Origin of the sequence: Aphanothece microscopica RSMan92, from assembly GCF_046613545.2 — a bacterium.
GTDB lineage: Bacteria > Cyanobacteriota > Cyanobacteriia > PCC-6307 > Cyanobiaceae > NIES-981.
Genome location: NZ_JBKKKY020000006.1, coordinates 24,371 through 50,178, shown reverse-complemented (window position 1 = coordinate 50,178; position 25,808 = coordinate 24,371). Strand labels below are relative to the sequence as shown.

Here is a 25,808-nt window from a genome sequence, read left to right as displayed (position 1 = left end):
CGTCGATCAACGCGATTTGGCTGACGCTTAACGGACAATCTCTGCTCTGACGCGCCCCGGGCCGGGCCAGCTTACAGCTTGAACCTGGGTGTCGCCAGGAGAAGTAGCCGTCGCACCAGTCGGTTCCCAGCCCTCACCGCGACCAGTCTGCGGCGGATGTTGGCATTGTCCGGTCGCTGCAGCGCCGCCATCTCCAGGAGCTTGGCGGCTTCGCCGTAATCCCGCTCGTCGATGGCCTGTTCGGCCCCGACACGCAGCTGGTTCGTGGAGAGCTCCCCGGAGTTGACCACATAGCCGCGTTGCTGCAGCCGCGGTGGCTGATCCCTGGGCTGAAGCGATGGCGACGTCCCATCGGAGCCCGCCCGCCCGGCACCGTGACGTCGGAGGATCACGAACAGTTCTGCCGGGGTGTACGTACTCCCATACCCCACCCACTCCAGCCAGTCCGGATTGACCCTGAGCCCAAGCAGAGCCTCGAGATCCTGGATCTGGCCGAGTTCGACGAGCATCCCTGAACCCCCGAAAAACACGGTGCCGAGGTCGGCACGCACCCCGAAGTCGCCCATCACGAGGGGAATGCAGCCATGGTCCAGGGCATCGAAGAAGGCTGTGGAGGAGAGGGTGGCGAACAGACGACTCTCGGCCAGCAGGGCGGGGAGAGCTTCGTAGGACACGGTCAGATTGGGCGGCCGCCGTGGACAGAGCCGCTCCAGGGTCGTGCTGATGTGTTCGCCGATCTCATGGAACGTGGCTTCATGGGGGGCGACCCTGGGTTTGAGCACGATCTGCCAGTCCGGGCAGCGGCGAGCCAGCGCCACCAGGTGCCGCACCATCTCCTGGCGCTCCTGCGGCAGCGCCGGCAGGGCCACCTGCTCGGCGAACACCAGTCGGCGGGGGCGGCTGGAGAGCGGTTTGGTCTGGGCCACGTGGGAACGTCCCAGGCCGGTGAGGAGGGTGCGTTGGCTCTGGAATGGCGTATGGCGGAGAAAACGTTCAAACCGCACCTGGTCACGGGGCCCATTGAGGCAGATCAGGTCGTACCCCAGCCGCCAGGTGATGGCCTCTTCGAACCGTTCCAGCACCACACCGTTGAAGCCGCAGAACAGCAGGGCGCGGGGTGGTGCCTGCTGGTGCCGGGACTGGTGATAGGCGCTGCGGAACTCGGCGAGTTTGCTGCCGGTGAGGAAGACGCCGATGCCGGCATAGCGGTTCAGCTGGCTGTCACGCAGGAGGGCAGCCATGCTGCGCTCCTGCACGGTGCCCAGTCGGCGCATGCGTTGAATGACCGCTTTGGGTGTGCCGTCCCTGGGGATCAGATTGATGGTGAGCTCGATGCCTGTGGCCGCCTTGGTACGGGCCAGGGCCTCGCAGTAGAGAAGCTGGCTGTCTGAATCGGCAATCAGCAGAACCGCGGTCATCGGCGGCGATGCTCCCCCACCCAGTTCCGCAACCGACGGGCCCCATCGCCGATCTCCCAGCCGCTCTCCCGCAACCAGCCGGGGTTGGGCTGGGGCAGATCGAGCAGTTCATCGAGATGTTCACACGACGTGAGCCGACCCATCAGCCCTGATCCGAACAGCAGGGCCCCGTCCATGTCGGTGCGGATGCCGTAGTCCCCCAGCAGCAGCAGCGGCACACCCTGGGCCAGGGCATGCCAGAGCAGGGGGCTGCTGATCGTGGCGCAGACCCCGGCCCGGGCCAGCTCCAGCAGTGGGGCGTCCCCATCTCCCTGCTGCAGGTTGGGTGCTGTCGACGTCCTCCCCAGCAGCATCTGGGTCAGGCTCTCTGCCGGCACCGTCGCGGGTTCCCGCTCGGGTTGCTGGGGCCGTGTCGGTTCCGCCGCCGGACCGGGAGCCTGGGCTGGTTGGATCACCACCTCCCAGCCAGGAGAGCTGACGCAGAGGCGTTCGAGCACCTCCAGCAGGCGCAACCTGGCCCCCGGGGCGGGGGGGAGGTCCGCCTGTTCGAGGAACAGCAGACGCCGGGGCCGCGCGGAGGGCTGAAGCTCCGGAACAGGGCGCCAAGGCGCAGCCAGGCCCCAAGGCCCCACCAGCAGGGCTGGCGGTGCTGGGGTTCCACAGGTTCGTGCCAGGTCGCCCAGTTCCTCCACTTGCCGCGGGCCATGCAGGCAGAGCAGGTCAGCACCGAGGCGGGGCAGCAGATCGGCCACCAGGGCATCGCCCACCAGAGGAAGGAGGGGTCCCGTGAACACGGGAATCGGGCTGCGCTCCCGCAGCCTGCAGGCCTGCCGGAACCGATGGAGAAAGGCAGGCACCTGCTGGGCGTGGATGAACAGCCCCACGGCATCCATACCCATGGGCAGATCGCTGCTGCTGAGCATCTCGGCGGAGAGGTTCAGATCGTCGAAGACCTCGATGCCCTCAGCCTCCAGCGCCGAGGCCAGGACGGCTGTGCAGGTGCGCGAGGCCGGACTGTCGCTGATCAGCAGGATCCTCATCGACCCCGAACGAAATCCTCCACCCAGCGCAGACCGAGGACCAGATCGCGCAGGTACCGGACAGCGTTCTTGCCCCTCTGGGTTGTTTTCAGGCGCGAGCGGTTCCCTGCACTCGTGAGCATGCGCCGCCCCCCATGCCGCAGGGCATAGCGCTGCCAGGACTCGGCCCCCCAGCCCGCAGGTCCTGGCGTCCCGGAGGTCTCGGGTCTGCTGCGCCCCTGTGCGATCCGATCGGCCAGGGCCATCACGAACTGATCGCTGCCATGGGGACAGCGACCATGGCGGTCCAGCCAGGTCTCGTCGTGGATCGGGGTGAAGGGGTCCTCGATGATCGCGGCGAAGTCCCGGACGCTGTTCGATCCCATGAAGTAGTGGTTGCCCAGGGTTTCATTCACCCCGAGGTCCCCCACGATTCTGGTGCTGATACCCATGGCCATCGATTCCATGGCGGCGGTGGATGAGACCGTGATGGCACAGCCGCAATGGCGCAGCAGTGCAAGGCTGGGTTTGTAGTTGATCTGAAGATTCGGAGATTTCCGCATCAATTTCTCGATCCGGCTTGCCATCTCCCCATGGCGGCGGTGCAGGGTGCGCTCCACACCGGAGGTTCTGGGCTTGAAGATCACGGTGTGGTCGGGCCACCGCTGGGCCAGGTCGTTCAGGCGGTTGCAGAGGTAGTGACGCTGCAGTGGATTGCCTGGAACCGAGGGCTGCTCGAAGAAGACGATCGTGGGCCGCTCCACGGAGGTGCGGCGTCTGGGATGGAGGTCCCAGAGGATGGGGAGGCCCGTGACGACAGCATTGTCAGAGGGCAGGCCCAGGGCCCGGCAGGCCTGTTGGTAAAGATCGAGATCGACCGGAGAATTCAGACACAGCAGATCGGCGCCCGAGCGATCCATCATCCCCTCGATCTGATGGCGGAAGAGGATCCCCGGGTAGGCGCTGACCGTCAGAGGCCAGTGGCCGTCGGGTGCATCAGCCCGCAGCAGCAATTGGAGCTCACGGGTGCGCTGGCCGTCGAGGCCCAGGATCAGAGCATCCAGTCCGAGCAGGGTGGGCCTGATCGCGCGCAACTGCTGCCATTCCTGGTGGATGATCGTGACCCTGCCGTCGATCCGCTGGATTTCGAGCAGCTGCCGCCGGGAGAGCCGCCGGCCCTGGATTTCCAGCAGGTACAGGGTTGTTCCGGCACCCTCCTTCCGGCACACCGACAGCATCGCCATCGCCGTCTTGCCGAAGGAGTCGAAGCAGGCGATGGCCGCCATCTCTCTGCCCTGAAGACGGTTCATCCGGCCTGGTCTCCTCCAGGGGGATGGTCGAGCACGCTCCCCCTGACCCCTGGCCCATCCAGCAGGGGGGCCAGCTGACGGCACAGCGCGAGATCGGCGGGGCTGTCGATCTCCGGAGCCGGCGCTTCGATGACCACGGGTCGAAGGGGAGGGACGAAGCGGTTTCCCATGGCCAGGAAGGCCGCCGTCCTCAGGGCGTAGATCGCACCGGTCTCCAGATAGGTGGGCGTGAGATCCTGGCGGCGCTGGCGGGGGAGGCTGGCGTCATGGTTCACCCCCCGGCCCCAGCCGTGATCATCGAGGTTCCAGAGAAAGCCGTGCCACGGCGTGACCGCGAAGGCCAGGTTGGCTTCGGAGGCCAGCAGCTCTCCCAGCACCCGGTCGATCTGGCTGCCGGTGGTGAAGGGGGAGGTGCACTGGAGAAAGACGAAGGCGGGCGGGAGAGGAGTCGCCTCGGCCAGCTTGGTCAGGGTGTGGATCAGGGCCGACTCCGAGGAAGCCGTGTCCCCGGCCAGGGCCGGTGGGCGTTCCACCACCGAGGCCCCGGCTTCGCAGGCCTCGTGGGCGATGGTGTTGTCATCGGTGCTCACCACGACGCCGCCGAGCCGGCTGCTGTCCTGGGCCGCGCGGATCGTGCGCGCGAGCAGCGAGGTACCGCCGATGCGCTGCAGATTCTTGGAGGGGATGCCCTTCGAGCCCCCGCGGGCTGGGATCAGGGCAATCGGAGCCTTGCTCGGATCGATCGCGGGCATCGGGCACTCACGAGGCTGGATGACCGCTTCCATCCCCAGGGCCCCGGGGCCAGACTGCGCTGAACCTAGCAGCGCTGCAGGGGGCTCCAGGCCTGCAGACGGGCCAGGAACTGGGCCACTCCATGGCGGAGCTGGCCAGGGGGCTCAACCCCGAGGGCATCCAGCCAGCGCTGCAGCGGTGCCCGGAAGGAGCGGGGATCGGCACGAAGGAGGCGCAGCTCCTCCACAGCCCGCTCCGGGGTGGTGTAGGCACCCGAACGCAGACTCAGGTAGATGGGGTAGTGGATCAGCGCGGCGTAGACCAGATCCTCCAGCAGGAGGTCGCGTCCCCGCCGCGCACACGTCAGCCGGTCCCGGGTGAGTCCCCAGCCGGCATAGAAGGGCAGGCCCCAGGTTTCCACGGGGACACCGCGCATCAGGGCCTCGAACCCTGTGATCGAGGTGCGCACATGCACCCCATCCACCGCCTCGAGCAGCTGTTCCATCGGTGCCTGGAGCAGCACCAGGTCGCAGTGCCGATGGGCTTCGGTTTCCCCCGGCCCGGGGCGCTGACGCCGGGAGATCACATCCGGGTGGGGTTTGTAGATCAGGAAGGCCTCGGGGTGCGCGCGCCGCACGGCCTGGAGCAGTTCCAGGTTGCTGCGCACGGTGGCTTCGGGAGGAACCCCGAAGCGGATCGAGAGATCCACCTCCACCTGGCCGGGGACGAGCAGCACGGGCCTGTCCCCCACCTGGGGGGGGCGCTGCCAGCCAGGGGAGCTCAGGTTGTACTTGGTCAACCCCGCCTCCACGATCAGGGCGCGCAGCCTGGCGGCCCGGTCCCGTTCGGCCGCCGAGAAGGCATGGGTGGCGAGGAAGGTCTCCAGGTCGCAGGGGGCCGAGGAGTCGTAGTAGATGCCGGTCTGGTCGATCACCCAGGAGATCGGTGGCACCCAGCGCAGCCACCATCCCTGACCGACCGAACGCAGAAAGCCGTCTTCGGCATGGATCAGGGGAGGGCTGGCCCGATGGAGCCCCCGTCCCACCCGGTTCCCCCAGACCAGACACCGGCTTCGGCCCTGGCGCCCAGGAGCGGCATGGAAGGGCCGGAAGCGCAGCCTGGCGGGCGCCAGGCCACGCTGAAAGCGACGCACCGCATTGCGCTTCCAGCCCGCGATTCCGAACACTTCCAGGTTCCGAGGCACGGCGGCCCGTTGCTGGCGCTGGAAGCCCAGATGCTCGATCAGGCGTTCCGGGGTGGTGATCCGGCCCGTTTCCGGATCGAGATAGCGGGCATAGGAGACCAGACAGGCATGGACCAGATCGTCCAGGCTGACGCCCGGCTGCCGCGCTCCATGGCGCGGTGGGGGCAGCCGGTCGTGGGTGAGACCCCAGCCGGCGTAGAAGGGCATGCCGAAGCAGTGCACCGCTTGGCCCCAGATCAGGGCTTCGAAGCCCATCTGGGAGGTGACCACGTACACGGCGCTGGCCCCCTCGAGCAGGGCGGCGGGATGGCCCCCATCGGTGCAGAGTTCCACCCGGGGATGGGCCAGGTGTTCGGCCGTGAAATGGCCCCGGCGCCGCCCCGAGACCACATCGGGATGGGTCTTGACGAGGATCCTGTGGTCGGGGAAATCGATCAGAGCCTGCTCCAGCATGGCCAGAAAGCTCCGGGCGTCGGCCTCGCCGTGTCGGATCGCGGCATCGTTGGCCACCTGATCCACCACCAGCACGAAGTCTGCGTCGGGGGTGGGGGACTCGATGGCCGCATTGATCTTGCTGACCCGCTGAGTCCGCCAGGCGGTTCTCAGGGACTGGGCGCGGAGAGTCTGCTGCGGCGTCAGGCCGCCCGCGATGAGGGCATCGAGCCGGCTGGGGGTGGAGGCGTCGTAGTGGATGCCCCGGTCATCCAGCAGGATCCCCAGGGGGGGCGCTCCGGGGCCGGGATCCACCGATCGCAGAAAGGCATCCTCCACGCGCCAGAGCGGCAGCGAGCGCTGCAGAGCTTCCCTCAGGCCCCAACGGCCGCTGGGCCGACGGCCCCAGACCAGCAGGGCATCGACGGGTTCCCTGCGACAGGCCCCTCGTCCGACCACCAGACGGGATGGCGCCAGCAGCGCGGGCAGGGTCGTGTGGGCCAGCACCAGGGGGTCCGGGAGGCCGATCACCCAGCCCGGGGGGCTGGCGGATGGTTGGGATGACACCGGGATGTCCCCCGTCATCCGTCACCCTCCACACTGGTGCCGGATCCTAGAGCCCGTGTCCTGAGAGCCTGGCCGCCCACGGTCACGGGGGGTCCAGCAGGCCATGCGAAGATCGTCGCGCCCCGGCGGTGAGGGTGGCTTTGGGCAGCGTGCAGGTGCAGATCGAAGGCCCCGTGCTGCTGCTGATGGGGCCCATCGGCCTGTTCTTTTCCAGGCTCTGGCACTATCTGAACGATTCGGGAGTTCCTGTTTACAAGATCTCCTATCCATTGCATGAGTTTGGCTTTCCCCGCCGGGCCCGCATCCCCTTCAGCGGCTCCATGGAGGAGTGGCCTGACTTTCTCCGCAATGTGATCCGCTCCAAGGGGATTCGCCACCTGTTCATGTATGGCGACTTCATCGATCCCCATCGCCTTGCCATTCAGGTGGCCCATGAGCTGGGGGTTGATGCGTTTGTCTTTGAATTGGGCTACGTCAGGCCCAATTATGTGACCCTGGAGCCGGATCGAGTCAATTGTCGCTCGAATCTCAACCTGCCGGTTGAGTTCTATGAAGCCCTGCCACCCGTCTCCAGGCTTCCTCAAGCTCGATTGGATCCGGGTTGGCGCTTTCGGAAAATCTGGAAAGCCCCCACATTCATTCAGCATGCCTTCACCCGTTACAGGATCATCGAGGGTGAGCACAAGCTTCAGCCATCGCCTGAATTCCTCTGGTGCCAGCTTCGGGGTTCGATCCGGTATTGGCTCTATCGCCTCGAAGAAAGGCAGCTCAAGAGGGTTCTTGTAGAAAACCTTTCTTATTTCCTGGCCATCCTCCAGGTTTCCAGCGATTCCCAGATCACGATGGGGTCAGGATTCCGTGGTATGCATGATTTCATAGAGACGGTCATCGTCTCCTTTGCGGCCCATGCCCATCCTTCCGACCATCTGGCGTTCAAGCACCACCCGCGGGACCGTGGCTACAACAATTACAAGGCCCTGATTCGCTTTCTGGCCGAGCGCGAGGGGATCGCCGGTCGGGTGCACTACTTCCATGATGGCCCCCTCAGCGCCTTCATTCGCACCTGTCGCGGTCTGGTCACGGTGAACAGCACGGTGGGGCTTCAGGCGCTCTTTCATGCGGCCCCAACCAAAGTGCTCGGGCAGACCTTCTACAACCTGCCCGGCCTCACCGATCAGCAGTCCCTGGATGACTTCTGGGCTTCACCCCAGACAAGCAGCCGCCCACTCTTCTACAGGTTCTACAACTATCTGGTGACGACGACCCAGATCAACGGAAATTTCGATGGAGATTTCCCTTTCCGGGAGACCCTTCCCATCTCCCTGTCGGCCCGGTCCCGCCAGGGCAGGGTCAGGGGCCTTGGGGATACCGGACGCCAGCCCTGGAAGGTCCCGTTCCGGGTCATCTACAGACTCCTGTGCTTCCTGGTCATGTATGTGGCCTACGGACTGCAACTGCTGGCCCTGGCCTTCAGGCTTCGCCGGCAGGCAACAGCGCTGCTCACCGTGGTCGCCCGCTTCGGATTGCGGGCTGTGGGCATCGAGGTGATTGTCGATGACAGCCTGCTGGCTGCTGAGGATGGTCGCCGCCGTATCCACATCTGGAACCACAACAGTCCCTTTGATGTGTTCGCGATTCAGGCCTATCTCCAGCTGCCTGCTGTCACCACTTCAGGTCTCCATCTGAACCGGTTGCTTCCCCTGTTCGACCGCTCCGCCACCAACGCCGGCCACGTTCTGCTGGACCATCGCCAGCCCGACCAACGCCGCAGCAGTCTCTGGCGCTCCTCCCAGGTGCTCCAACGCCACGGCCAGTTGATGATTGCCCCGAATGGCTCCCTGAAGACCTCCATCCTTCAGCGTGCTTCGGCCAGCGCCTTTCTGTTGTCCCGCCGTCATGACGCCATCGTGGTCCCCTGGTGGTTCGAGTACCGCGGTCTCGAGGGCATCGATGCGGACAGCCTTTACCACCCCCTCCGCCTCCTGGTTCAGAGGCTCTGTGCGCCGAGGGCTGTGCTGCACTGCCGCCAGGGCCGGCCGGAAGATCTGCGGCTCAGCCCGGAGGACAGCCACCGCGAGGGATTCTCACGCCGGGTGATTGCTTACTACGCCCAGGAACCCGGCGGTTTGCTTGATGCGGTCCATGGCCAGGCGTCCTGATCAGGCGGCCTGGATCATCACCGACACATTGTGGCCACCGAAGCCGAAGGCGTTCTTCAGGGCCGTCCGGCGGTGCAACGGCTGGGTGATCTGCAGGGGACTCCCCTGAACCAGGTTCAGCTGGATCTCCGGGTCGATCGGGGCGGCATTGACACTCACGGGAATCGTGCCGGCCTGGAGCGAGCAGATGGCCATGATCGTCTCCACAGCGCCGGCCCCCCCCAGCATGTGGCCGAACTGCCCTTTGGGAGCGGTGACGGGGATCTGGCCGTGGGTCGAACCGAGCAGCGTCTCGATGGCCCGGGCCTCCGCCAGATCACCCACCGGCGTTCCGGTGGCATGGGCCTGAATGAAGCAGAGATCATCGAGCTCCACCCCGCTGCGTGCGAGGGCCTGGTGCATGGCCGCACAGGCCTGGGCGCCCGTGGGTTGGGGCGTGACGATGTGGTGGGCATCGTTGGAGCTGCCCACGTCCAGGAGGTAGGCCTCGCAGGCGGCGTCCCTTGCCCGGGCATCGGACTCCCGCTCCAGAATGAGAATTCCCGCACCTTCCGCAATCACGAACCCATCGCGCTCGCGTCCATAGGGGCTCGAGGCCAAGGCCGGCGTGGCGTTCCGGGTGGACAGGGCCCGCATCGCACTGAAGCCCACCAGCCCAAGCTCGTTCACCGGAGCTTCGGAGCCACCGGCAATCACCACATCGGCGCGGTCATCGCGCAGCAGCATCAGCCCCCAGAGCAGGGCTTCCGCCGAGGAGGCGCAGGCGGAGACGGGTGTATGGGCCCCTGCCTGAGCACCGATGGCAATGCTGATCTGCCCGGCGGCTGCATTGGGGATCAGCATCGGCACCGTCAGCGGATTCACCCGGGACGCTCCCCGCTCCAGCAGGATGCGGTACTGCTGCCCCATGGTCTCCAGGCCGCCGATTCCGCAGCCCACGACCACCGCGGTGCGCCGAGCCCTCGCCGCTTGATCCCTTGGGAGTCCAGAGTGCTGCCAGGCTTCCTGAGCGGCGATCAGGGCGAGCTGGGAGCACCGATCCAGCCGTCGCCTCTGGAGGGGTTCCAGGTCGGCGGTGGGATCACCGGGGATCACGCCGGCGATTCGGGACGGCAGGGAGGCTGCCCAGGCATGCGGGAGCAGCTGGATCCCTGAGGCCCCAGCCCGATAGTGCTGCCAGCAGGACTCCACCCCGATGCCCAGGGGTGACACGGCACCCATGCCCGTGATGGCGATCCTCTCGTGGGGCACGGGTATCTGCCGGCTCTTTGTTGTGGTGGATGACCTTAGCCGAGCCTGCAACCTTCTAATCGTGCCGGAGCGCCGGGGGCAGGGAGGCGAGGCTGCTGGAAGTGGTCAGGCGCTCTCTGTTGAATCTTTCCGCTCTCCGTTGAATCGCTGGAGGGATGACGAGAGTATTTCGGTGAGTCTGGGTGGGAAGAATCTGCCGCCGGGGATTTCCAAAGAGAGCATCAAGGAGGTCATTAGGGCTGGGCGTGTTCCCTGGCTTCGATATAGCTTACGATGTCTCCCACGGTTTTGAAGGTGAGCAGATCTTTTTCTTCAATCTTGATGCCCATGGTTTCATCGGCTTCGATCAAAATCTCGTAGAAGCCAAGGGAGTCAACGCCCACATCTTCGATGATCAAGGCATCGATTGTGATGGTATCAGGATCGGCACCAGCAATCCTGGCCAGAATGTCCCTCAGCCCTTGGAGGATGTCGGCTCTGGACATTGAGCTGGCAGCTGTTGGGGTGCCTTCAGCAGGCCGCAGGCCGTCGTTCGGAGCGAGAGGGGCTGGATCTGCCAAGGGAGCCGTTTATCGCGAGCTGGACTGGGGAGAAGGATGTTCCATTTCAACTTTATCACCGCTGGCCGCCCTGGTCCCAATCGGCAAGGGCCTGTTCTGTCCGCGGAACCAGGGGAACTTTCGGTAGACCTCGGCATGGGGGAAGCCCACGAAGTGCTGCAAGCGTCTGGGAGCTACCTGGGTGAGGTCCGCAGTCATCAGGATTTCGGTGATCTGATTGAAATCCTTTGCGAGGGAGATGTCGTGGGTTTTGGCTCCCATCAGATTGATGTACTGGCGCAGGAGTACGGGAAGTCTGAACTCGGAATGATGCTTCTGTGCCTCGGTTTCCAGTTGCTGGATCGTCTGGCAACGGCCGTCTGCGTGCTCTTCGTCGCCTCGGAAGCCGCGGGGGTAACGGGCCGGAGGCAGGTCCGTGACGTTGCTGCGGAAGGGCGGGAGCATCAAGGAACGCAGGAAGAAGTCGTTGACAACTCCGGGATACTGAAAGTGGTTGTAGGAAACGAGCCCGTAGACCGAGGTGTATCCAGACGCGATGGCGGCCTGCAGGCCACCCCGAAACAAGGTCATCAGGGACGCTGGTTGACGCTGAAAAGCGGGAGAAATGGCAACCCGTCCGATTTCCAGGTGGCTGCCTTTAGCCATCAGAGAATTTTTAATTCCAGGGTAGACATGTTCGAGGTAAGAAGTTGTCGATCCATGCGGAAATCCAGTCGACGCAGGCTCCCCTGAGGAGTTCTGGTCGGGCACAAATTGCAGGCGGGCGGTGCCTGCAAGGGCAAATGTGTTGTCGTCGACCAGTACAAAATGGTCGTAATAGGGATCCCTGCGATCAAGGTCCTTGTTTTTGCCGGATCCTGAAAGCTTCTGGCGGTATGTGAGCTCACGCAAAAGGCCAACTTCGTCGGCAAAATTATCGAACGTATTGCCCGGTATCAGATATAGCGTAAGGCCGTAGTTCGAGAAAAAGAAAAATGGCTTGATGTCATCGATAAGTACTCGGCTCAGGGGAATCATCGGCTGTCGGGTCTGAGCGAGTGCAAAGGGTTGAAAGAGTCTGGCCTGACTGTCAGGCGTAGTGTTTCATAACGAATCGTAGTATGGAACTCCGGCGCCCACGGTCCCAGGGCGTTGGCCTTTCCAGGGCCGCCAGGCCGGATGCAGCTAGCCAGGAGGTGGCTTCGCCGGTGGTGGCACGTTCCTGGCCTGGCCTGTCGGCGGCGCGTGTAGCCCCCCTGCTGTGCCGTGATCCCGGGCTCCAGAAGGCCCCCTCCACCCCCGATCTGAAGCTCCAGCGGGGCTTTGGCGTGCCGCTCTGGCATCCACGTGCCGCTGAGGAGAGCCAGTTGGTCAGGCTGGCGGCTGGCTCTCTGGATTGTTGCTGCCTGGGGGTCAGCCCCTGCCCTGCTTCCGGTTCATGGACTGCCACCTGGCTTTGCCCATGGGCTCCCCTTACAGTGAGCGCCACTTTGAGGCCTGTTCCTGCAGGACCTCTCGGGCCCTCGTTCCGTCTCTGTTGCCCATGACCCGCAAGCTCCCGTTCCGTCGATCGGCTCCAGGAGGCCCAACGCTGAGGATCGGAGCTTGCGCCCTGATCCTGAGTCAGGGCCTGGCGACAGGCTGGCTTCACCCGGTCCAGGCCCAGCAGAGCCGTCAGCCGCAGGCCTTCCCGATGACCGAAGAGGGCAGCGAGCCCTCCGGATCGACCTCTTCACCTGCGCTGATGCCCTCCCCACGGCCAGCCGCAACGGTTCGGCCAGCCGCCGCGGTGAGGCCAGCCTCCGAAAGTTTGGCGCGGCGGTATTCGAGCGATCCGCGCAACAGCGGGTTCCGCTACCGCCTCGGTCCAGGGGATCGCGTCAGGGTATCGGTCTTCAAGGTTGAAGGGTACGAGGCCGAGACGGAGGTTCTCAGTGATGGGACCATCAATCTGCCCCGCATCGGGTCGGTCAAGGTGTGGGGGCTGACGTTGGATGAGGCGAACCAGCGCATCACCAAGCTCTACGCGAGTATTCTGCGTCGCCCACTGGTCTACATCGACCTCATCGCGCCCCGACCGGTGCGTATCTCCTTGGTGGGTCAGGTCGAGCGCCCGGGTTTTTACACCCTCACCCAGCAACCGACCACCGCTACGGTGCGAGCCTCCGGCCCCGGATCAGTCGGTACAACCGTCAACACATCGGGGTGGCCCACCATGGTGGATGCCATCCAGCAGGCTGGGGGCATTACAGCCTTGGGCGATCTCTCCAAGCTCGTGTTGGTGCGACCGAGCGACGTTCCAGGTGGACCGCCGCAGGAGTATCGATTTGATTACCTTAGGGTATTGATGGGTGCGGGTTCCGCGGTAAATCCATTAATTTATGATGGGGATATGATTAGCGTCTCAAAAGTTGAGGGTGTTCAGACCAGCGAGGCTTTGATCGCATCGGCTTCCTCGAATTTCGCTCCCGATGCCATCTCTGTGAACGTGGTTGGAGAAGTGGTCAATCCTGGTGTCAAGCAGGTGAAGTCCAACAGTGCTCTCGCCAATGCCGTTCTGGCCGCTGGTGGGCTTGATCCGCAGCGAGCCAAGGAGTCGAATATCAGGCTGCTCCGGCTTGAGGCTGACGGGACGATGATGTCCCGTCAGGTTCCTTTTGATCCTGCAGCCCCCCTGGGATCTGAAACCAACCCACCCCTGCGCAACGGGGACGTGGTGGTTGTCTATCGCAACAACTGGACCCGCTTCAACGATACGTTGAGCCAGGCCGTTGCCCCCCTTGGACCGCTGTTGAATGCAGCATCCCTCTACAACATCCTGACGCGTTGAGATATCTTTGATCAGGCCATCTGACCAGATGCCCTGACAATGTTGGGGCACAAGACCGGGTTGAGGATCGACCCTGTCTTGGCTTGGTCGATGCCTCCCCCGAGTCACTTGGATCTGTCCATCTGGTCCAGCGCCAACAGCGCTGGGCCCCACAGATTCGTACCCGGCCCAACGGATCCTCGGGCGGGCTCACCACCACGTGTGAACCCGCCCGTGCGGCAATCAAAGCCCGAGTCGGGTCCAGATCACATCCAGATTGGCCCGATGCAGGTCGGTTGAGAAACATGCCGCCAGTTGTTCGGCGCTCAGTCGGCTGGTCACCTCGGCATCCGCTTCCAGGTTGTGTCGGAAGTTGCCCCCATCGTTGTTCCAGGCGGCATGGGCGTTGCGTTGCACCACGCTGTACGCCGCCTCACGGCTGAGGCCCGCCTCGACGAGTGCCAGCAGGACGCGCTGACTGAAGACCACACCTCCATAGATGTTGAGGTTGCGCACCATGTTCTCGGGGTAGACCCCCAGGCCACGAACGACCTCGGCCATCTCCCGCAGCATGAAGTGCAGGGTGGCGGAGCAATCCGGAAGCATCATGCGCTCCACGGAGCTGTGGCTGATGTCGCGTTCGTGCCAGAGGGCACAATTTTCCAGGGCGGCCACGACATAGCTCCGCAGCACCCTCGCCAGCCCGCTGATGCGCTCGCTGCGGATCGGATTGCGCTTGTGGGGCATGGCGGAGCTGCCCTTCTGCCCCTTGGCGAAATTCTCCTCCACCTCCAGCACATCGGTGCGCTGCAGGTTCCGGATTTCCGTGGCGAAGCGCTCCAGCCCGGCGCCCACCAGGGCGAGCGTCTGGATGTACTCCGCGTGCCGGTCGCGGGCAATCACCTGGGTACTGGCCGTGTCCGGCACCAGGCCGAGCCTGGCGCAGGCCATCGCCTCCACCCGGGGATCGGTGTTGGCGTACGTCCCCATGGCCCCACTGATCTGTCCCACAGCCACCACCTGCTCGAGCCTTTCCAGACGCTCCTGATTGCGGAGGGCTTCGGCCAACCAGCCGGCCACCTTGAAGCCAAAGGTGATCGGCTCGCCGTGGATGGCATGGGAGCGGCCGATCATCACGGTGTCTTTGTGGGCCTTGGCGAGCGTTTTCAAGGCCTCAACGAGGTGGTCGAGTTCGCCCCGCAGCAGCTGCACCGAGGCCTTCATCTGCAGGGCCAGACCGGTGTCCAGCACGTCGGAGCTGGTCATGCCCACGTGGATGTACCGTCCGGCATCGCCGACGTGTTCGTTCACGTTGGTCAGAAAGGCGATCACGTCGTGACGCACCTCGGCCTCGATCTCGAGAATCCGCTCCACCTCGAAGTGGGCCTTCTCCTTGATGGTGGCGAGGGCCTCCTGGGGCACCTGGCCCAGCTCGCAGTTGGCTTCGGTGGCGGCGATCTCCACATCCAGCCAGCTCTGGAACTTGGCCTCTTCGCTCCAGATGGCGCCCATCTCGGGCAGTGTGTAACGCTCGATCAAGGGCCGGTGGGCGGCAACGACGTTCCCAATGTATGGGTCGGATGTATGGGTGGGTCTGCAGGGCAGCGCTGGGGCTGGGCTGAGGGTGCGTTCAGGCCGCTGCGGTCAGCTGTCGGTGGGCCACCTCCCAGTGGACCTGGGCCCCCCAGGCCTGCTGGCGGACCCAGCAGCGCCCTCCCTTGCACTGAATCAGCTGAAACGGGGGAAGATCGGCCGGCTGGTTGCGCAGTTTGACGAAGCTGCCCGGTTGCAGCAGTTCCACCAGGTTGTCCGTCCTGTGGGCTGCGGTGACCCCGCTGGCCAGGTCTGCGCCGGCGGAGCGGGGGGGGCGCTGGCCAAAGGTTGGAGGGGCTGGCATGGCGGCCGCAACTGGGCTGGCGGCCATCATCGGCGGCGGTTTGGGGCCGAGCGGACCATGCCCTGAATCTGTTCGGTTTCAGCTGTGGTTTGATCAGGGAACCCCAACGGACGGCCTGGTCCAAGCCCTGTGGCACGCAAGCAACGTCTGGATCTGGAACTGGTGGCCAGGGGGCTGGTGGACACCCGCCAGCGGGCCCAGCAGCTCATCCGCGCCGGAAGGGTGCGCAGTGGTGATCGGGTTCTGGACAAGCCAGGCGTGGATGTGCGCCCTGATCAGCTGCTGGAGGTGGCCCAGCCTCCCCGTTTTGTCTCCCGTGGGGGGGAAAAGCTGGCGGCCGCCCTTGAGGCGTTTGCCCTTGCCACGCTGGATCGGGTCTGCCTCGACGGGGGCATCTCCACCGGAGGTTTCACCGATTGCCTGCTGCAGCATGGTGCTGCCAGGGTCTACGGCGTTGACGTGGGGTATGGCCAGACCGCCTGGAGCCTGCGGAGTGACCCACGGGTGGTTCTCCGGGAGCGCACCAACCTGCGCCATCTGACGCCGGAGGGGCTGTACGGGGATGGGGATCCCTGGCCGGATCTGGCCGTTGCCGATGTCTCGTTCATTTCCCTGGCTCTCGTCTTGCCGGCTCTGCTGCGATTGCTGCAACCCCTTGCCCCCAGCAGGCACCTGGACCTGGTGGTGCTGGTCAAGCCCCAGTTCGAAGTGGGCAGGGAGCGGGTGGGCAAGGGGGGGGTGGTTCGAGATGCCCAGGCGCACGTCGATGCCATCGAGGGTGTGGTGGCGGCGGCCGAGCGACTGGGCCTCACGCCAGCAGGGCTGCTGGCTTCCCCCATCACCGGCCCTGCCGGGAACCACGAATACCTGCTCTGGCTGCATGCCGGTGCGACAGGCGAGGGAGAGCACGGGATGCCTGATGACCCTGGCCAGCGTCGGGACGCCATCAAAAAGCTGGTGACCAGAACCCTGGCCACCAGCTGAGCAGGCGTCACAGCCCTCTGAGGTCCGTTGAGCCAGTCCAATGCCGCGTCGCTCAGACGGGTCGCTGAACCGCGTCGCTGAAACGGTGCGGCAGCAAGGACCTGGGTCAGGAGGGTTCAGATCGCACCGCTGTCGCGATCGCCGGTGCGGATGCGGATCACGGCGTCGATGGTGCTGACGAAGATCTTGCCGTCGCCGATCTCGCCGGTGCGGGCGGCCTCCTGGATGGCGGTCACCACGGTGTCCACTTTGTCGTCGTCCACAACGATCTCGAGCTTCAGCTTCTGGAGGAACTCCACGGTGAACTCGGAGCCGCGGTAGCGCTCCACCTGGCCCTTCTGGCGGCCGAAACCGCGCACCTCGCTCACGGTCATGCCCACGATACCCGCATTCACCAGGGCGATCTTGACGTCCTCAAGCTTGAAGGGACGAATGATGGCCTCGACTTTTTTCATGGAAGCAGCTGGGGGCTGGATGGGGATTCTCTCAGGAAATCCCTGCCGGAGGAAGGGACAAGGCCATTAGGCCTGAGCTGAGCGGGCACCGTCGTATCCGTTGTTACGCCTCCCAGTCTGCATAGGATCACCCTTTGAATCACCTCACCCATGAGCGCGACTGCCGCGTCGGGGGCTGCTGACATTTCCGTGGCCGAACCTACCGTCGCCGACCCTGCGGTCGTCAGCCGTGCGGAAACTGCCGAGCAGACCCGCACACCTCACTATGGCGAGCGGGCCATTGCCGAAGCCCGCCTGATCTGTTTCGACAACCCCCGGCCTGGGCGCACCTACGAAGTGGCGATCACCCTGCCGGAATTCACCTGCTGCTGCCCCTTCTCCGGCTATCCCGACTTCGCCACGCTCCGGTTGCTCTACCAGCCAGGGCCACGGGTGATGGAGCTCAAGGCGATCAAGCTCTATGTGAACAGCTACCGGGATCGCGCGGTTTCCCATGAGGAGGTGACCAACCGCATCCTGGATGACTTCGTGGCGGCCTGTGATCCCGTCTGGATGGAGCTGGAGGCCGATTTCAACCCACGCGGCAATGTCCACACCGTGATCCGCGCCACCCATGGGACCCGTCAGCCCTGTTGAGGCTCTGGCTCCTGCTCCCCTGACTGGAGCGCCGCGTCGAGCAGTCTGGGCAGCTCGGTGGCAAAGGCTGTCAGGTTGCGGTTGCACAACCCACCGACGTGGAGTCGTCCCCCTTCGGTGATCGCCCAGAGCTGGCGCGTGGCCAGCAGGCTGAGTCCACCGCCGAGCAGGGCGACGGCGAATCCGCCGTACACCAGGGGCACACCGGGATCGCGCTTCAGCAGAATGCCGCTGGCTGGGAGCACGCTCGCGACCCGGACCGGCAGCCCGCGGATGTCCAGAGGATCTCCACCCACCACGATCTGTCCGAGGTTCGCTCCCTTGGCGTCGTAGACGTCCACCGGGCCCTGCTCACTGCTGAGGCTGAGCAGCACCGGGTCGCTGCCGTCGGGCCGGGTGGGGAGGACCAGCCCCCAGACCTGGTCACCCAGCTGGGGGAAGCTCTGGAGCGGCAGCTGCAGCAGCGGACTGCCACCCAGCTGAACCGTGATCGCAGCGAGCCCCCAGTCGGCCTGATAGAAGGTGACGCCCCGAAAACGCAGGGGGTGGTTGACGCTGATGCTGGCCTGCTTCAGCAGCGTCTCGCTGCTGGGCCCCCCCTCCAGCAGCCTCAGCGCAGAGGTGAACTGTTCGGGACGTCCGGCCGGGTCGCGCTCCACCGTGAAGGCCTCCAGCGCCAGGGTCAGCTGGTGCTGTCCACGGCTGTCGAGCAGCTCCAGGGATCGGCCCGGCGCCAGGAACTGTTCCGCCCGGTGGCCCCCCAGGACCCCCCAGGCGGCCCCCAGCATCAGCACCACCAGGCCGGCATGCACCAGCAGGGGCCCCACCCGCCCCAGCACACCTTTGCGGGCCGCCAGCCGGGAGGGCCGGCACTGGACCTGCCATCCCTCGGATTGCAGGATGCGCGCCAGCCGGTCCAGATCCAGACCCTCGGCAGTTTCACCGCAGAGGCGGGTCTCGGCGACGCTCAGCTTGCTCAGCTGGCGCGGAGATCGGTAATCGATCCAGTTCAGGGCGGCGCGCAGGGCCGGCCACTGGCGTCGCCAGCTGCAGAGCAGCAGGGAGAGGGCCAGCCAGGCGAGCAGCGCCAGGAACCAGTCACTGGAATAGATGTGATCCAGCTGCAGCGCCAGAATCCCGTCCCCCTGGAGCAGCCCAAGCCAGGGTTCAGCGTCGTAGAGCTGGTGGTAGAGGCCTTCGGGCTCCTTCTGGGGAATGACCGTGCCGACGCCGCTGGCGACGGCGATCACCAGCAGCAGGGCGATGGCCAGGCGCAGATCGGAGATCCAGCCCGCCAGCCGGTTCAGCACGGTCATGGCTCCTTCCTGGGCCACCGCGACCTCACGACCAATTGGCCACCAGGGTGAGCACGCCGGTGGTGATGAGCACAGCACCGCTGAGCGGTGGCACCCACTGACCGATGCGCCTCAGGCTCAGCAGTCGGGGCAGGCTGGCGGCCGCCGTGCCCGCCAGTATCAGGGGAACCACCTGGCCAGCCCCGAAGCATGTGAGCAGAAGCATGCCGACCCAGGGCTCGCCGGTCTGGGCCATCCAGCCCAGCAGGACCGCCAGCACCGGCGTGGTGCAGGGTGTGGCGGCCAGGCCAAAGGCCAGCCCGGCCGCCAGCGGGCCGAGGGGGGCGGGAACCCGGCGGCGCCAGCGTTCGGGGTCGGGGCCGCTGGGCAGGGCGAGGGGCAGGATGCCCAGCAGGTTGAAGCCCATGACCAGCGCGAGCACGGCCACGACCGTCGGTACCAGCCCGGGGACCTGGCCGTAGATGCGTCCCAGCAATCCGCTGAGCAGTCCCAGCAGCACCAGGGCGGACACGATGCCTGCCGTGAAACTCAGGCTGCGCAACCAAGGGGTGGCAACGGTGCTCTTCCCCCCGAACCCGGCCAGGTAGGCCATGGTGACGGGCAGGAGGGAGAGGGAGCAGGGTCCAAGACTGGTCAGCAGGCCCCCGGTGAACACCACAAGAACCGTGGTGGGTGTGGGATGGGCCAGGGACTGCTGCAGCAGGCTTTCACTGCTGCGGGCCAACCCGGCCAGCTCGGCCCCGATGCTGATCATGCGACCAGCCTATCGGGCCGGCAGAGGACGGCGGCGCCGTGGCTGGGGGGTGAGACCACTGGACTCGAGCGAGCAGCGAATCAGCAGGCCACAGACAAGCAGGCTGGCCATCAGGGAGTTGCCGCCGTAACTGATCATCGGCAGGGGCAGGCCTGTGGTGGGCATGGCCCCACTCGCCACGGCAATGTTCAGGATCGATTGTCCGACCAGCAGCGTGGTGGATCCGATCGCCACCAGCCGCTGCTGGTTGCTGCGACAGCCCAGCGCGACCCGCAGTCCCACGAAGCCAAACAGCAGCAGGAACAGCAGCAGAACGACGGAGCCCACATATCCGAACTCCTCGGCGTAGACCGCGAAGATGAAGTCGGTGGTCTGGATCGGCAGGTACTGGAGTTTCTGGGTGGAGAGCCCGAAGCCTTCACCCAGCAGACCTCCCGACCCGATGGCCATCAGGCTCTGGACGAGCTGATACCCGTCCCCCTGGGCATCCCTCCAGGGATCGAGGAACGAGATCACCCGAAGCCGCTGGTACTCGTTGATCATGATGCTGGCCCCCCCGAGCAGGCTCCCGGCTCCGGCGGCGCCGAGCAGCAGGGGCATCGCCACTCCCCCGGCCATGGCCATCAGCCAGAGGAGCAGCCCCGTCAGGGCGGCCGTGCTCAGGTTGGGCTGCTTGAGGATCAGCAGGATCAGGGCTCCGAAGATCCCCAGCCAGAGCAGTTTCTGATCCATGCCGATGCGGCGCCAGTGGGCGAAGAGGGCCGCGCCCTGAAGCACCACGAAGGGCTTGACCAACTCGGATGGCTGCAGCTGAATCGGCCCGAGCACGAGCCAACGGCTGGCCCCATTGACCGTGCTGCCGATGATCAGGGTGGCGGCCACCATCAGGGTGCCCGCCATCAGGGCGAGCGGGGCCAGGTGCAGCCACCGGCGGATGCTGGTGCGCATGGCTGTGACCAGCAGTCCCCAGCTGGCTGCCATCCAGATCAGCTGCCGCTTGAGATAGAACGCGCCATCCCCCATTTCGCGTTCGGCCACCCACCAGCTGGCAGAGGTCAGCACCAGCAGCCCCACCACGCTCCAGATGGCCACCAGTACCAGGAGCAGCCGGGCTTCTGCGGGCCACTGGCTCCAGGGCCAGGGCAGCAGGGCCGGGAATCGAGCGGGCGACGGATGGGGCCTGGCGTTGGGACGGCCCTGCAGGGCGACGGTGCGGCTCAAGGGAGGGGGGACCGACTGGTGAGGAAGACGTTGATCGACCCCCCATTGAGCCGTGCCGGCCCCCTGCTTGTCGAGTCTGTATGGAGGGCATCGGGCGAAGTCGCCCGGTGCCGGCGTTCGGGCTTGGCAGGCTGAGGGGGACCTGCGGGAACGCTGAGGCGCGGCGGCACGAAAAAAGCCCGGCATGAAGCCGGGCGGTGGAACGTGAAGACGGGGTCCTAAAAGGAAGCAGAGGGCTTCAGTTGCCGACGTTGACCTGACGCCTTCCCGTGGCCAATTCCACTTTGAGGATCTTCCCCCCCTGCTTCATGATTCGCTGCTGCTCAGCGAACCAGCTCTCATAGGGCACCCACTTGGTGAAGTAGGTGTTCTGGAGTTCCCGCTGGGTTCGGGACTTCTCAGGACATGGAATGCAGGCTGTGATTTTGAACAGGCGCATGGAAGAAATCCGCAGGGGTTTCCAGAAGCTCTGGATCAGTTGCCCAGACCCGAGCAGATATAGTCGAAATAAACAGCCATCTCTCGGCCGGCATCAGGGCCGACCAAGGAAGCGGTGACCTCCTTCATGGCCTGAATCGATTGCACGGTGGCACCGATCGGCACACCCAGGGAGTTGTAGGTCTCCTTGAGCCCGTTCAGCACACGCTCATCGAGGATGGAGGTGTCACCCGCCAGCATGGCGTAGGTGGCGTAGCGCAGGTAGTAGTCGAGATCCCGAATGCAAGCCGCATAGCGACGGCAGGTGTACATGTTGCCGCCGGGACGGGTGATGTCCGAGTAGAGCAGCGACTTGGCGACCGCCTCCTTGATGATGGCGGATGCATTAGCGCTGATGGTGGCAGCGGCACGGACGCGCAGCTCACCGCTGGCGAAGTACTGCTCCAGACGGCCCATGGCGGAACCGTCCAGGTACAGACCCTGCACGTCGGCCTGGTTGATGACGTTGGTGATGGCGTCTTGCATGAATCCTGCTGAAGGGCGTTGGAAGGAATGGGTGGTGCAGCCTCAGGAGAGGGCGCCAATGACGTAGTCGAAGTAGAAGCCTGCCTCTTCGGCATCGGCACCCGTGAGCATGCCCGTGGCCACATTCTTCATCTCGCGAATGGCTTCAGCCATCGCATCCAGCGGTGTACCAAGGGAGCGATACATTTCCTTGGCCCCGATGATTCCGATCTCCTCGATGGGGGTGACATCACCGGCGACCACGCCATAGGTGACCAGGCGGAGGTAGTAATCCATGTCCCGAAGGCAGGAGGCTGTCATCTCCTCGCCATAGGCGTTGCCGCCAGGGGAAATGACGTCAGGGCGCCTCTGGAACAGCGCGCCGCCGGCGGTCTTGACGATGCGCTCGCGGCTCTCGCTGAGCACCTGGGCCACGCGCACACGGCGCTGGCCGGCGGCCACGAAAGATTTGATCTGGTCGAGTTCGCCAGGGCTGAGATAGCGGGCTTCGGCGTCCGCGTTGATGATCGAGTTGGAGACGATGCTCATGCAGTTCTGCCTCGAAACAAGCGGCCGCCTTGACGGAGACCGGTATCCGGTGGGTAAGGGAGTGATCGACTCGCGCCGATCGCCGAATCATTCTGCGCCAAGCCCCTGCGGCGCCCTGGCCTGCGGTAACAGTTCTTCACGGCTTGATGCTTCCGGAGACCCCTTGGGGCGCAAGGGTTTTGGCGGATGTTGCAGACAATGACCCCAGGTCGCAATTGTTCACTGCCGCCGAGGGGTGATTGCTCAATCTCCGTTTGCCCTTGCATGGGATTTCCCCTGGAAAAGTGTTTCTCTCATTCCGCAAAAGAAAAGCGCCCTGGCGGTAGGCCACAGGGCGCTGAGGAGTGATGAACTTGACCGGCTCCCGGCCAAGAGATGAAGAAGGTCGTCAGAGGATCAGGAATTCATTGAATTCAATACCTGTGAAGATCTTCGAATTCAACGTCTGGGCTTCAGCGCTTGTTGGAGTTTCTGTGTCGAAGTCGGGGCCCGTCATCCAACGGGCTGGCGGCGCGGGCATTGGCCTTGGTGGGAGCTTCGGGCCGGTGGTCGGCCCGTTGCTGGGATTCAGATGGCGGAACGGGGAGATGGGGTGAGGCCGGCATTGCCGCTGTACAGGGAAGCGGTGCGGTTCACGGTGACCAGGGGGATTCCCTTGGCTGTCGCCAGTCCGCGGAGGTAAGGAATGGTGTCCTGGCCGAAGGCCTCGGCGTATTCCATGCTGTCCAGAAGCTGACGAATGGCTGCTTGCTGGCCCTGGGACGACCGGGTGCTCAGGAACTGGCTCACCTCCTGGGGTTGGGCAGCCCGTCCAAGCAGGGCGAGGTAGGCCGCCGAAGCGGCCCGAAGCGGCGCCATGCGGTTGAGCCGCTGCTGGAACAGCTCACTTCCAGCAAGCTGAGCCACGAATTCAGCCGCATTCAACTGGGTGTTGCGGAACTGGGACTCGGTATCGCCAAGCCGTTCGGCCGCAAAGGGCACGCGGTTGAGCAATTGCTTGTAGGCCGCTTCGATGGCTTCCTGAACCTGAGCTTCATTGGCGGTGCGTCCGACCCGCACCGCTCGGCCGATGCTCTGGCGGCGGGCAAATCCCTGGGGTTGGCCGGGCCGCAGGGCTTTGGCCATGGCAGCACCGGGCTCGGTGGCTGTCACCGTTGCCAGGTTGGTGCTGACGGCTTTCGACCAGACGCCGATGACCGGCGCGGTGGGAGAAGGCCGAGAAGCCGCAAATCCAGTGCCCCCAGGGGTGCTCCAGAAGGGGCTCACCCCGGCTGGTCGCCAACGCCGGGTCGGCTCAGGGCTGCGTCGAATGCTCGGATTCTCGAGGGTGGTCGCTGGAGCCGCGAGGGTCTCTCCACCGGCGATCTTGGCGCTCCAGCCGCCGCGTACCACCGTTGGACGGTCGGGAAGGTTCCGGGGGGTGATGTCCCCAACCGTGCGCAGACTCTGGGGTGGCATCACCTCGGGGCGCTTGACGCGGTTCAGGTCCGGGTAGGCCGCCGCGTTGAAGGGACGGTTGAGTGCGGGAACCTTGCGGGCGGTGCGGTCGGCGGGCGTGATGAAGCGTTCATAGGGGACGGTGTCCTCACCGAAGCTCTCGTTGTACTCACGGCTGTTGATGAGGGCATCGACCACGCCGTAGAACCCCTGACGTGCAGCGGTGTCGAAATAGGCGTCAATCTCCCAGCGACCGAAGGTTGGCCGGCCCAGGATCCTGCGATGCATCACCTCGATGGCCTTGGTGATGTAGAGACCACTCCAGTAGCGCCGTCGGAAGGCCTCGGAGCGGGCCACCTGGCGGATGAATTCGCGCAGGCTGATGTCGCCGTTCTCCAGCTTGATCTCCTCGACCTTGTTGCGTTCTCCCGCATAGCCGGTGTTGCCCAGGATCTGGACGTACACGGCATTGATGACGGCCTGGGTGCTGGATTCCGTTCCGCGGATGCTGGGTTGGCCTCCCCGCCGGGGGATTGAGCTGCCACCGGTGGCGATCTGTTGAAGCCTGACCACCTTGGGTCCGACGCGCCTTGGCGACGCCTTGCGGAACTGCGCGCTGTCCATCTGGCCGGGCTGGGTCATCCCGTTGCCGATCAGAATCCTGCGGGTGTCGTAACTGAAGGGAGCGGGACGGGTGGAGACCTTCGCCGTGGCCGATGGGAAGATGGCCCCGTAGGTCAGCCCGAGAGGATCGTTGGAGCCTCCGTAGGGGTGCTGATCGGGCAGGGGTTGGCGGTAGGCCGCATACAGGGTGACGTACTGCGGTGCTCCCTCGAAGGGGGCACTGAAGCGGAACAGTTTGCGGTTCGAGCCCCAACCCGCGCTCTCCTGGGCCTCCTCGCCGAGATCGCGCAGGTAGGGAACGGTTTCCTCTCCGAAGTTGCGGGCGTACTCCATGGAGTTCACCAGACAGTCGACCAGACCTGGCAGTCCCTGGTCACTGACGATGTCGAAATAGAACGTGAATTCCTCGCGGGAACTGATGCCTCGGCCCAGGAAGTGGCGGAAGGCCAGCTCCACGGCGCGACTGTTGGAGAAGCGGCCGTAGAACTGCTTCTGGTACTCCTTGCTGCGACCAAGGGCGCGAATGAACTCGCGCATCGAGATCTGCCCCTGCCGCACCTGGGTGGCTTCGACTGGGCAGACCTCCTGGCTGTAACCCTTGACGATGTCGCGTTCGAACACTTGCCGGTAGGCGGCCCGCACCACCTGAGCCTTCTGGGCGCCGCTCATGGCCGGCTTCATCACGAAGCGCAGCGCCTTGCCCCGGGCGGCCAGCGCATAGGTGGCCGGCAACTGGAGACCCTGGTTCACCGGGCTGCCCAGCCGCTGACGGGCCGAGGGGGTGGGGACGGCGAGCTCGGCAATCAGCACGTTGAAGTACTGGATCACCAGCTGACGGGTTTCGCTCTCCCCCTTGAAGAGCCCTGCCGCTGCAGCGCGCATCTCCTGAAGTGCCACGTTGGTGGCCGCCAGGGAACAGGCCTTCTCCAGCACATCCCGCAGTCCGCGGGTGTTGACGGCGAGGATGCTGGGGTCACCCGCCACCAGCGCGTAGCCGACGTAGCGCAGGAACCAGGCCAGATCCCGGATCGACTTCTTCATCCGGGCCGTGCCGTACACCCCGACGGAGATCGGGGCGAAGCCCGTCGGGAGCACCACCCGAACGTCGGCGTCACCCCCCGCACCCTCCAGCAGGCGGGTCAGGACGTTCCCTCGCGTGGATGTCGCCCCTGCGTAGGTCTCGACGGAACGCCGGAAGGCAGCCTGATCAGCTGCCAGGGGAGTCGCATCGTCGCTGGGCGGCGGGCTCAGCGGGGCGTCCAGATAGGACAGCGGCGTGCCCCCGGAGAAGATCCGGTTGGCCGCTTTGGCCACAATGAATTCCGCATTGTCCGAGATGCGCCGTGCCGCCTCCACGCGACGCTGGCCACTCTGAAAAAAGTTGATCAGGTTGCTGAGTTCGCTCCCGTCGGGGAAACGATCCTCCTGCTCCGCCTGACGGACGCTGGACAGCGGCAGGGTGTCGTAGCGCTGGGGAGCAACCCTGGTGCTGCCGCTGCTGGCGGTCACGGTCATTGACGAGAGCGAACCGGGCTGGGCCAACTTACGGCTCG

At 65.1% G+C, this 25,808-nt stretch carries 22 protein-coding genes; 4 read left to right on the top strand and 18 right to left on the bottom strand.

Annotation, left to right across the window (positions count from 1 at the left end; all coding sequences use genetic code 11):
• Window positions 1–71: 71 nt before the first annotated feature.
• From ACLD7X_RS02970 to ACLD7X_RS02950, 5 genes are all read right to left on the bottom strand, one after another.
• Complete coding sequence (locus ACLD7X_RS02970; RefSeq protein ID WP_411421972.1) at window positions 72–1,418, bottom strand: DUF6716 putative glycosyltransferase; 1,347 nt, start codon at window positions 1,416–1,418, stop codon at window positions 72–74.
• Window positions 1,415–2,458 (bottom strand): DUF6716 putative glycosyltransferase, encoded by a 1,044-nt coding sequence (locus ACLD7X_RS02965; protein WP_411421971.1) that lies wholly within the window; start codon window positions 2,456–2,458, stop codon window positions 1,415–1,417. Before ACLD7X_RS02965 ends, ACLD7X_RS02970 begins: the two co-directional genes overlap by 4 nt.
• Window positions 2,455–3,747: a DUF6716 putative glycosyltransferase gene (locus ACLD7X_RS02960; RefSeq protein ID WP_411421970.1), complete on the bottom strand. Its 1,293-nt coding sequence runs from the start codon at window positions 3,745–3,747 to the stop codon at window positions 2,455–2,457. Before ACLD7X_RS02960 ends, ACLD7X_RS02965 begins: the two co-directional genes overlap by 4 nt.
• Entirely contained in the window at window positions 3,744–4,499 is a 756-nt protein-coding gene (locus ACLD7X_RS02955) for an acylneuraminate cytidylyltransferase family protein (RefSeq protein ID WP_412007209.1), read from the bottom strand. Before ACLD7X_RS02955 ends, ACLD7X_RS02960 begins: the two co-directional genes overlap by 4 nt.
• Before the next feature lie 65 nt (window positions 4,500–4,564).
• The gene (locus ACLD7X_RS02950; protein WP_411421968.1) at window positions 4,565–6,700 is read right to left on the bottom strand and encodes a capsular polysaccharide biosynthesis protein; all 2,136 of its coding nucleotides are present in this window, start codon (window positions 6,698–6,700) and stop codon (window positions 4,565–4,567) included.
• 116 nt (window positions 6,701–6,816) lie between these two features.
• On the opposite strand from ACLD7X_RS02950, the gene ACLD7X_RS02945 reads away from it, so the two are divergent.
• Window positions 6,817–8,841: a capsular polysaccharide export protein, LipB/KpsS family gene (locus ACLD7X_RS02945; protein WP_411421967.1), complete on the top strand. Its 2,025-nt coding sequence runs from the start codon at window positions 6,817–6,819 to the stop codon at window positions 8,839–8,841.
• Here ACLD7X_RS02945 and ACLD7X_RS02940 read toward each other — a convergent pair whose 3' ends face one another.
• From ACLD7X_RS02940 to ACLD7X_RS02930, 3 genes are all read right to left on the bottom strand, one after another.
• Complete coding sequence (locus ACLD7X_RS02940) at window positions 8,842–10,092, bottom strand: beta-ketoacyl-[acyl-carrier-protein] synthase family protein (protein ID WP_411421966.1); 1,251 nt, start codon at window positions 10,090–10,092, stop codon at window positions 8,842–8,844.
• A 233-nt stretch (window positions 10,093–10,325) separates the two neighbouring features.
• On the bottom strand, window positions 10,326–10,652 hold the full coding sequence (locus tag ACLD7X_RS02935) for an acyl carrier protein (protein WP_411421965.1): 327 nt from the start codon (window positions 10,650–10,652) through the stop codon (window positions 10,326–10,328).
• Window positions 10,653–10,661: 9 nt separating this feature from the next.
• Complete coding sequence (locus tag ACLD7X_RS02930) at window positions 10,662–11,669, bottom strand: GNAT family N-acetyltransferase (RefSeq protein WP_411421964.1); 1,008 nt, start codon at window positions 11,667–11,669, stop codon at window positions 10,662–10,664.
• Between the two features lie 655 nt (window positions 11,670–12,324).
• On the opposite strand from ACLD7X_RS02930, the gene ACLD7X_RS02925 reads away from it, so the two are divergent.
• The gene (locus tag ACLD7X_RS02925; protein ID WP_411421962.1) at window positions 12,325–13,461 is read left to right on the top strand and encodes a polysaccharide biosynthesis/export family protein; all 1,137 of its coding nucleotides are present in this window, start codon (window positions 12,325–12,327) and stop codon (window positions 13,459–13,461) included.
• A gap of 222 nt (window positions 13,462–13,683) precedes the next feature.
• On the opposite strand, the gene purB is transcribed toward ACLD7X_RS02925, so the two are convergent.
• Together purB and ACLD7X_RS02915 are read right to left on the bottom strand one after the other, a co-directional pair.
• The gene (gene purB / locus ACLD7X_RS02920; protein ID WP_411421961.1) at window positions 13,684–14,979 is read right to left on the bottom strand and encodes an adenylosuccinate lyase; all 1,296 of its coding nucleotides are present in this window, start codon (window positions 14,977–14,979) and stop codon (window positions 13,684–13,686) included.
• Between the two features lie 91 nt (window positions 14,980–15,070).
• Window positions 15,071–15,337 (bottom strand): hypothetical protein, encoded by a 267-nt coding sequence (locus ACLD7X_RS02915; RefSeq protein ID WP_411421960.1) that lies wholly within the window; start codon window positions 15,335–15,337, stop codon window positions 15,071–15,073.
• A gap of 129 nt (window positions 15,338–15,466) precedes the next feature.
• On the opposite strand from ACLD7X_RS02915, the gene ACLD7X_RS02910 reads away from it, so the two are divergent.
• Window positions 15,467–16,321, top strand: coding sequence for a TlyA family RNA methyltransferase (locus ACLD7X_RS02910; protein ID WP_411421959.1), 855 nt, complete (start codon window positions 15,467–15,469; stop codon window positions 16,319–16,321).
• 116 nt (window positions 16,322–16,437) lie between these two features.
• Here the strand turns inward: ACLD7X_RS02910 and ACLD7X_RS02905 are convergent, their stop codons facing one another.
• The gene (locus ACLD7X_RS02905; RefSeq protein ID WP_411421958.1) at window positions 16,438–16,776 is read right to left on the bottom strand and encodes a P-II family nitrogen regulator; all 339 of its coding nucleotides are present in this window, start codon (window positions 16,774–16,776) and stop codon (window positions 16,438–16,440) included.
• Between the two features lie 150 nt (window positions 16,777–16,926).
• On the opposite strand from ACLD7X_RS02905, the gene queF reads away from it, so the two are divergent.
• Window positions 16,927–17,412: a preQ(1) synthase gene (gene queF / locus ACLD7X_RS02900; protein ID WP_411421957.1), complete on the top strand. Its 486-nt coding sequence runs from the start codon at window positions 16,927–16,929 to the stop codon at window positions 17,410–17,412.
• Here queF and ACLD7X_RS02895 read toward each other — a convergent pair.
• From ACLD7X_RS02895 to ACLD7X_RS02865, 7 genes are all read right to left on the bottom strand, one after another.
• Entirely contained in the window at window positions 17,400–18,728 is a 1,329-nt protein-coding gene (locus tag ACLD7X_RS02895) for a cytochrome c biogenesis ResB family protein (RefSeq protein ID WP_411421956.1), read from the bottom strand. The two genes, queF and ACLD7X_RS02895, sit on opposite strands and share 13 nt — an antisense overlap.
• A gap of 25 nt (window positions 18,729–18,753) precedes the next feature.
• Window positions 18,754–19,482, bottom strand: coding sequence for a cytochrome c biogenesis CcdA family protein (locus ACLD7X_RS02890; RefSeq protein WP_411421955.1), 729 nt, complete (start codon window positions 19,480–19,482; stop codon window positions 18,754–18,756).
• Window positions 19,483–19,491: 9 nt separating this feature from the next.
• Window positions 19,492–20,703: an FtsW/RodA/SpoVE family cell cycle protein gene (locus tag ACLD7X_RS02885; protein ID WP_411421954.1), complete on the bottom strand. Its 1,212-nt coding sequence runs from the start codon at window positions 20,701–20,703 to the stop codon at window positions 19,492–19,494.
• 238 nt (window positions 20,704–20,941) lie between these two features.
• Complete coding sequence (locus ACLD7X_RS02880; protein ID WP_087068758.1) at window positions 20,942–21,142, bottom strand: phycobilisome linker polypeptide; 201 nt, start codon at window positions 21,140–21,142, stop codon at window positions 20,942–20,944.
• Between the two features lie 35 nt (window positions 21,143–21,177).
• Window positions 21,178–21,666 (bottom strand): allophycocyanin subunit beta, encoded by a 489-nt coding sequence (apcB, locus tag ACLD7X_RS02875; protein WP_006909433.1) that lies wholly within the window; start codon window positions 21,664–21,666, stop codon window positions 21,178–21,180.
• A 42-nt stretch (window positions 21,667–21,708) separates the two neighbouring features.
• Window positions 21,709–22,194, bottom strand: coding sequence for a globin family protein (locus tag ACLD7X_RS02870; protein WP_006911806.1), 486 nt, complete (start codon window positions 22,192–22,194; stop codon window positions 21,709–21,711).
• Between the two features lie 567 nt (window positions 22,195–22,761).
• Window positions 22,762–25,770, bottom strand: coding sequence for a phycobilisome rod-core linker polypeptide (locus ACLD7X_RS02865; protein WP_412007330.1), 3,009 nt, complete (start codon window positions 25,768–25,770; stop codon window positions 22,762–22,764).
• Window positions 25,771–25,808: the final 38 nt, after the last annotated feature.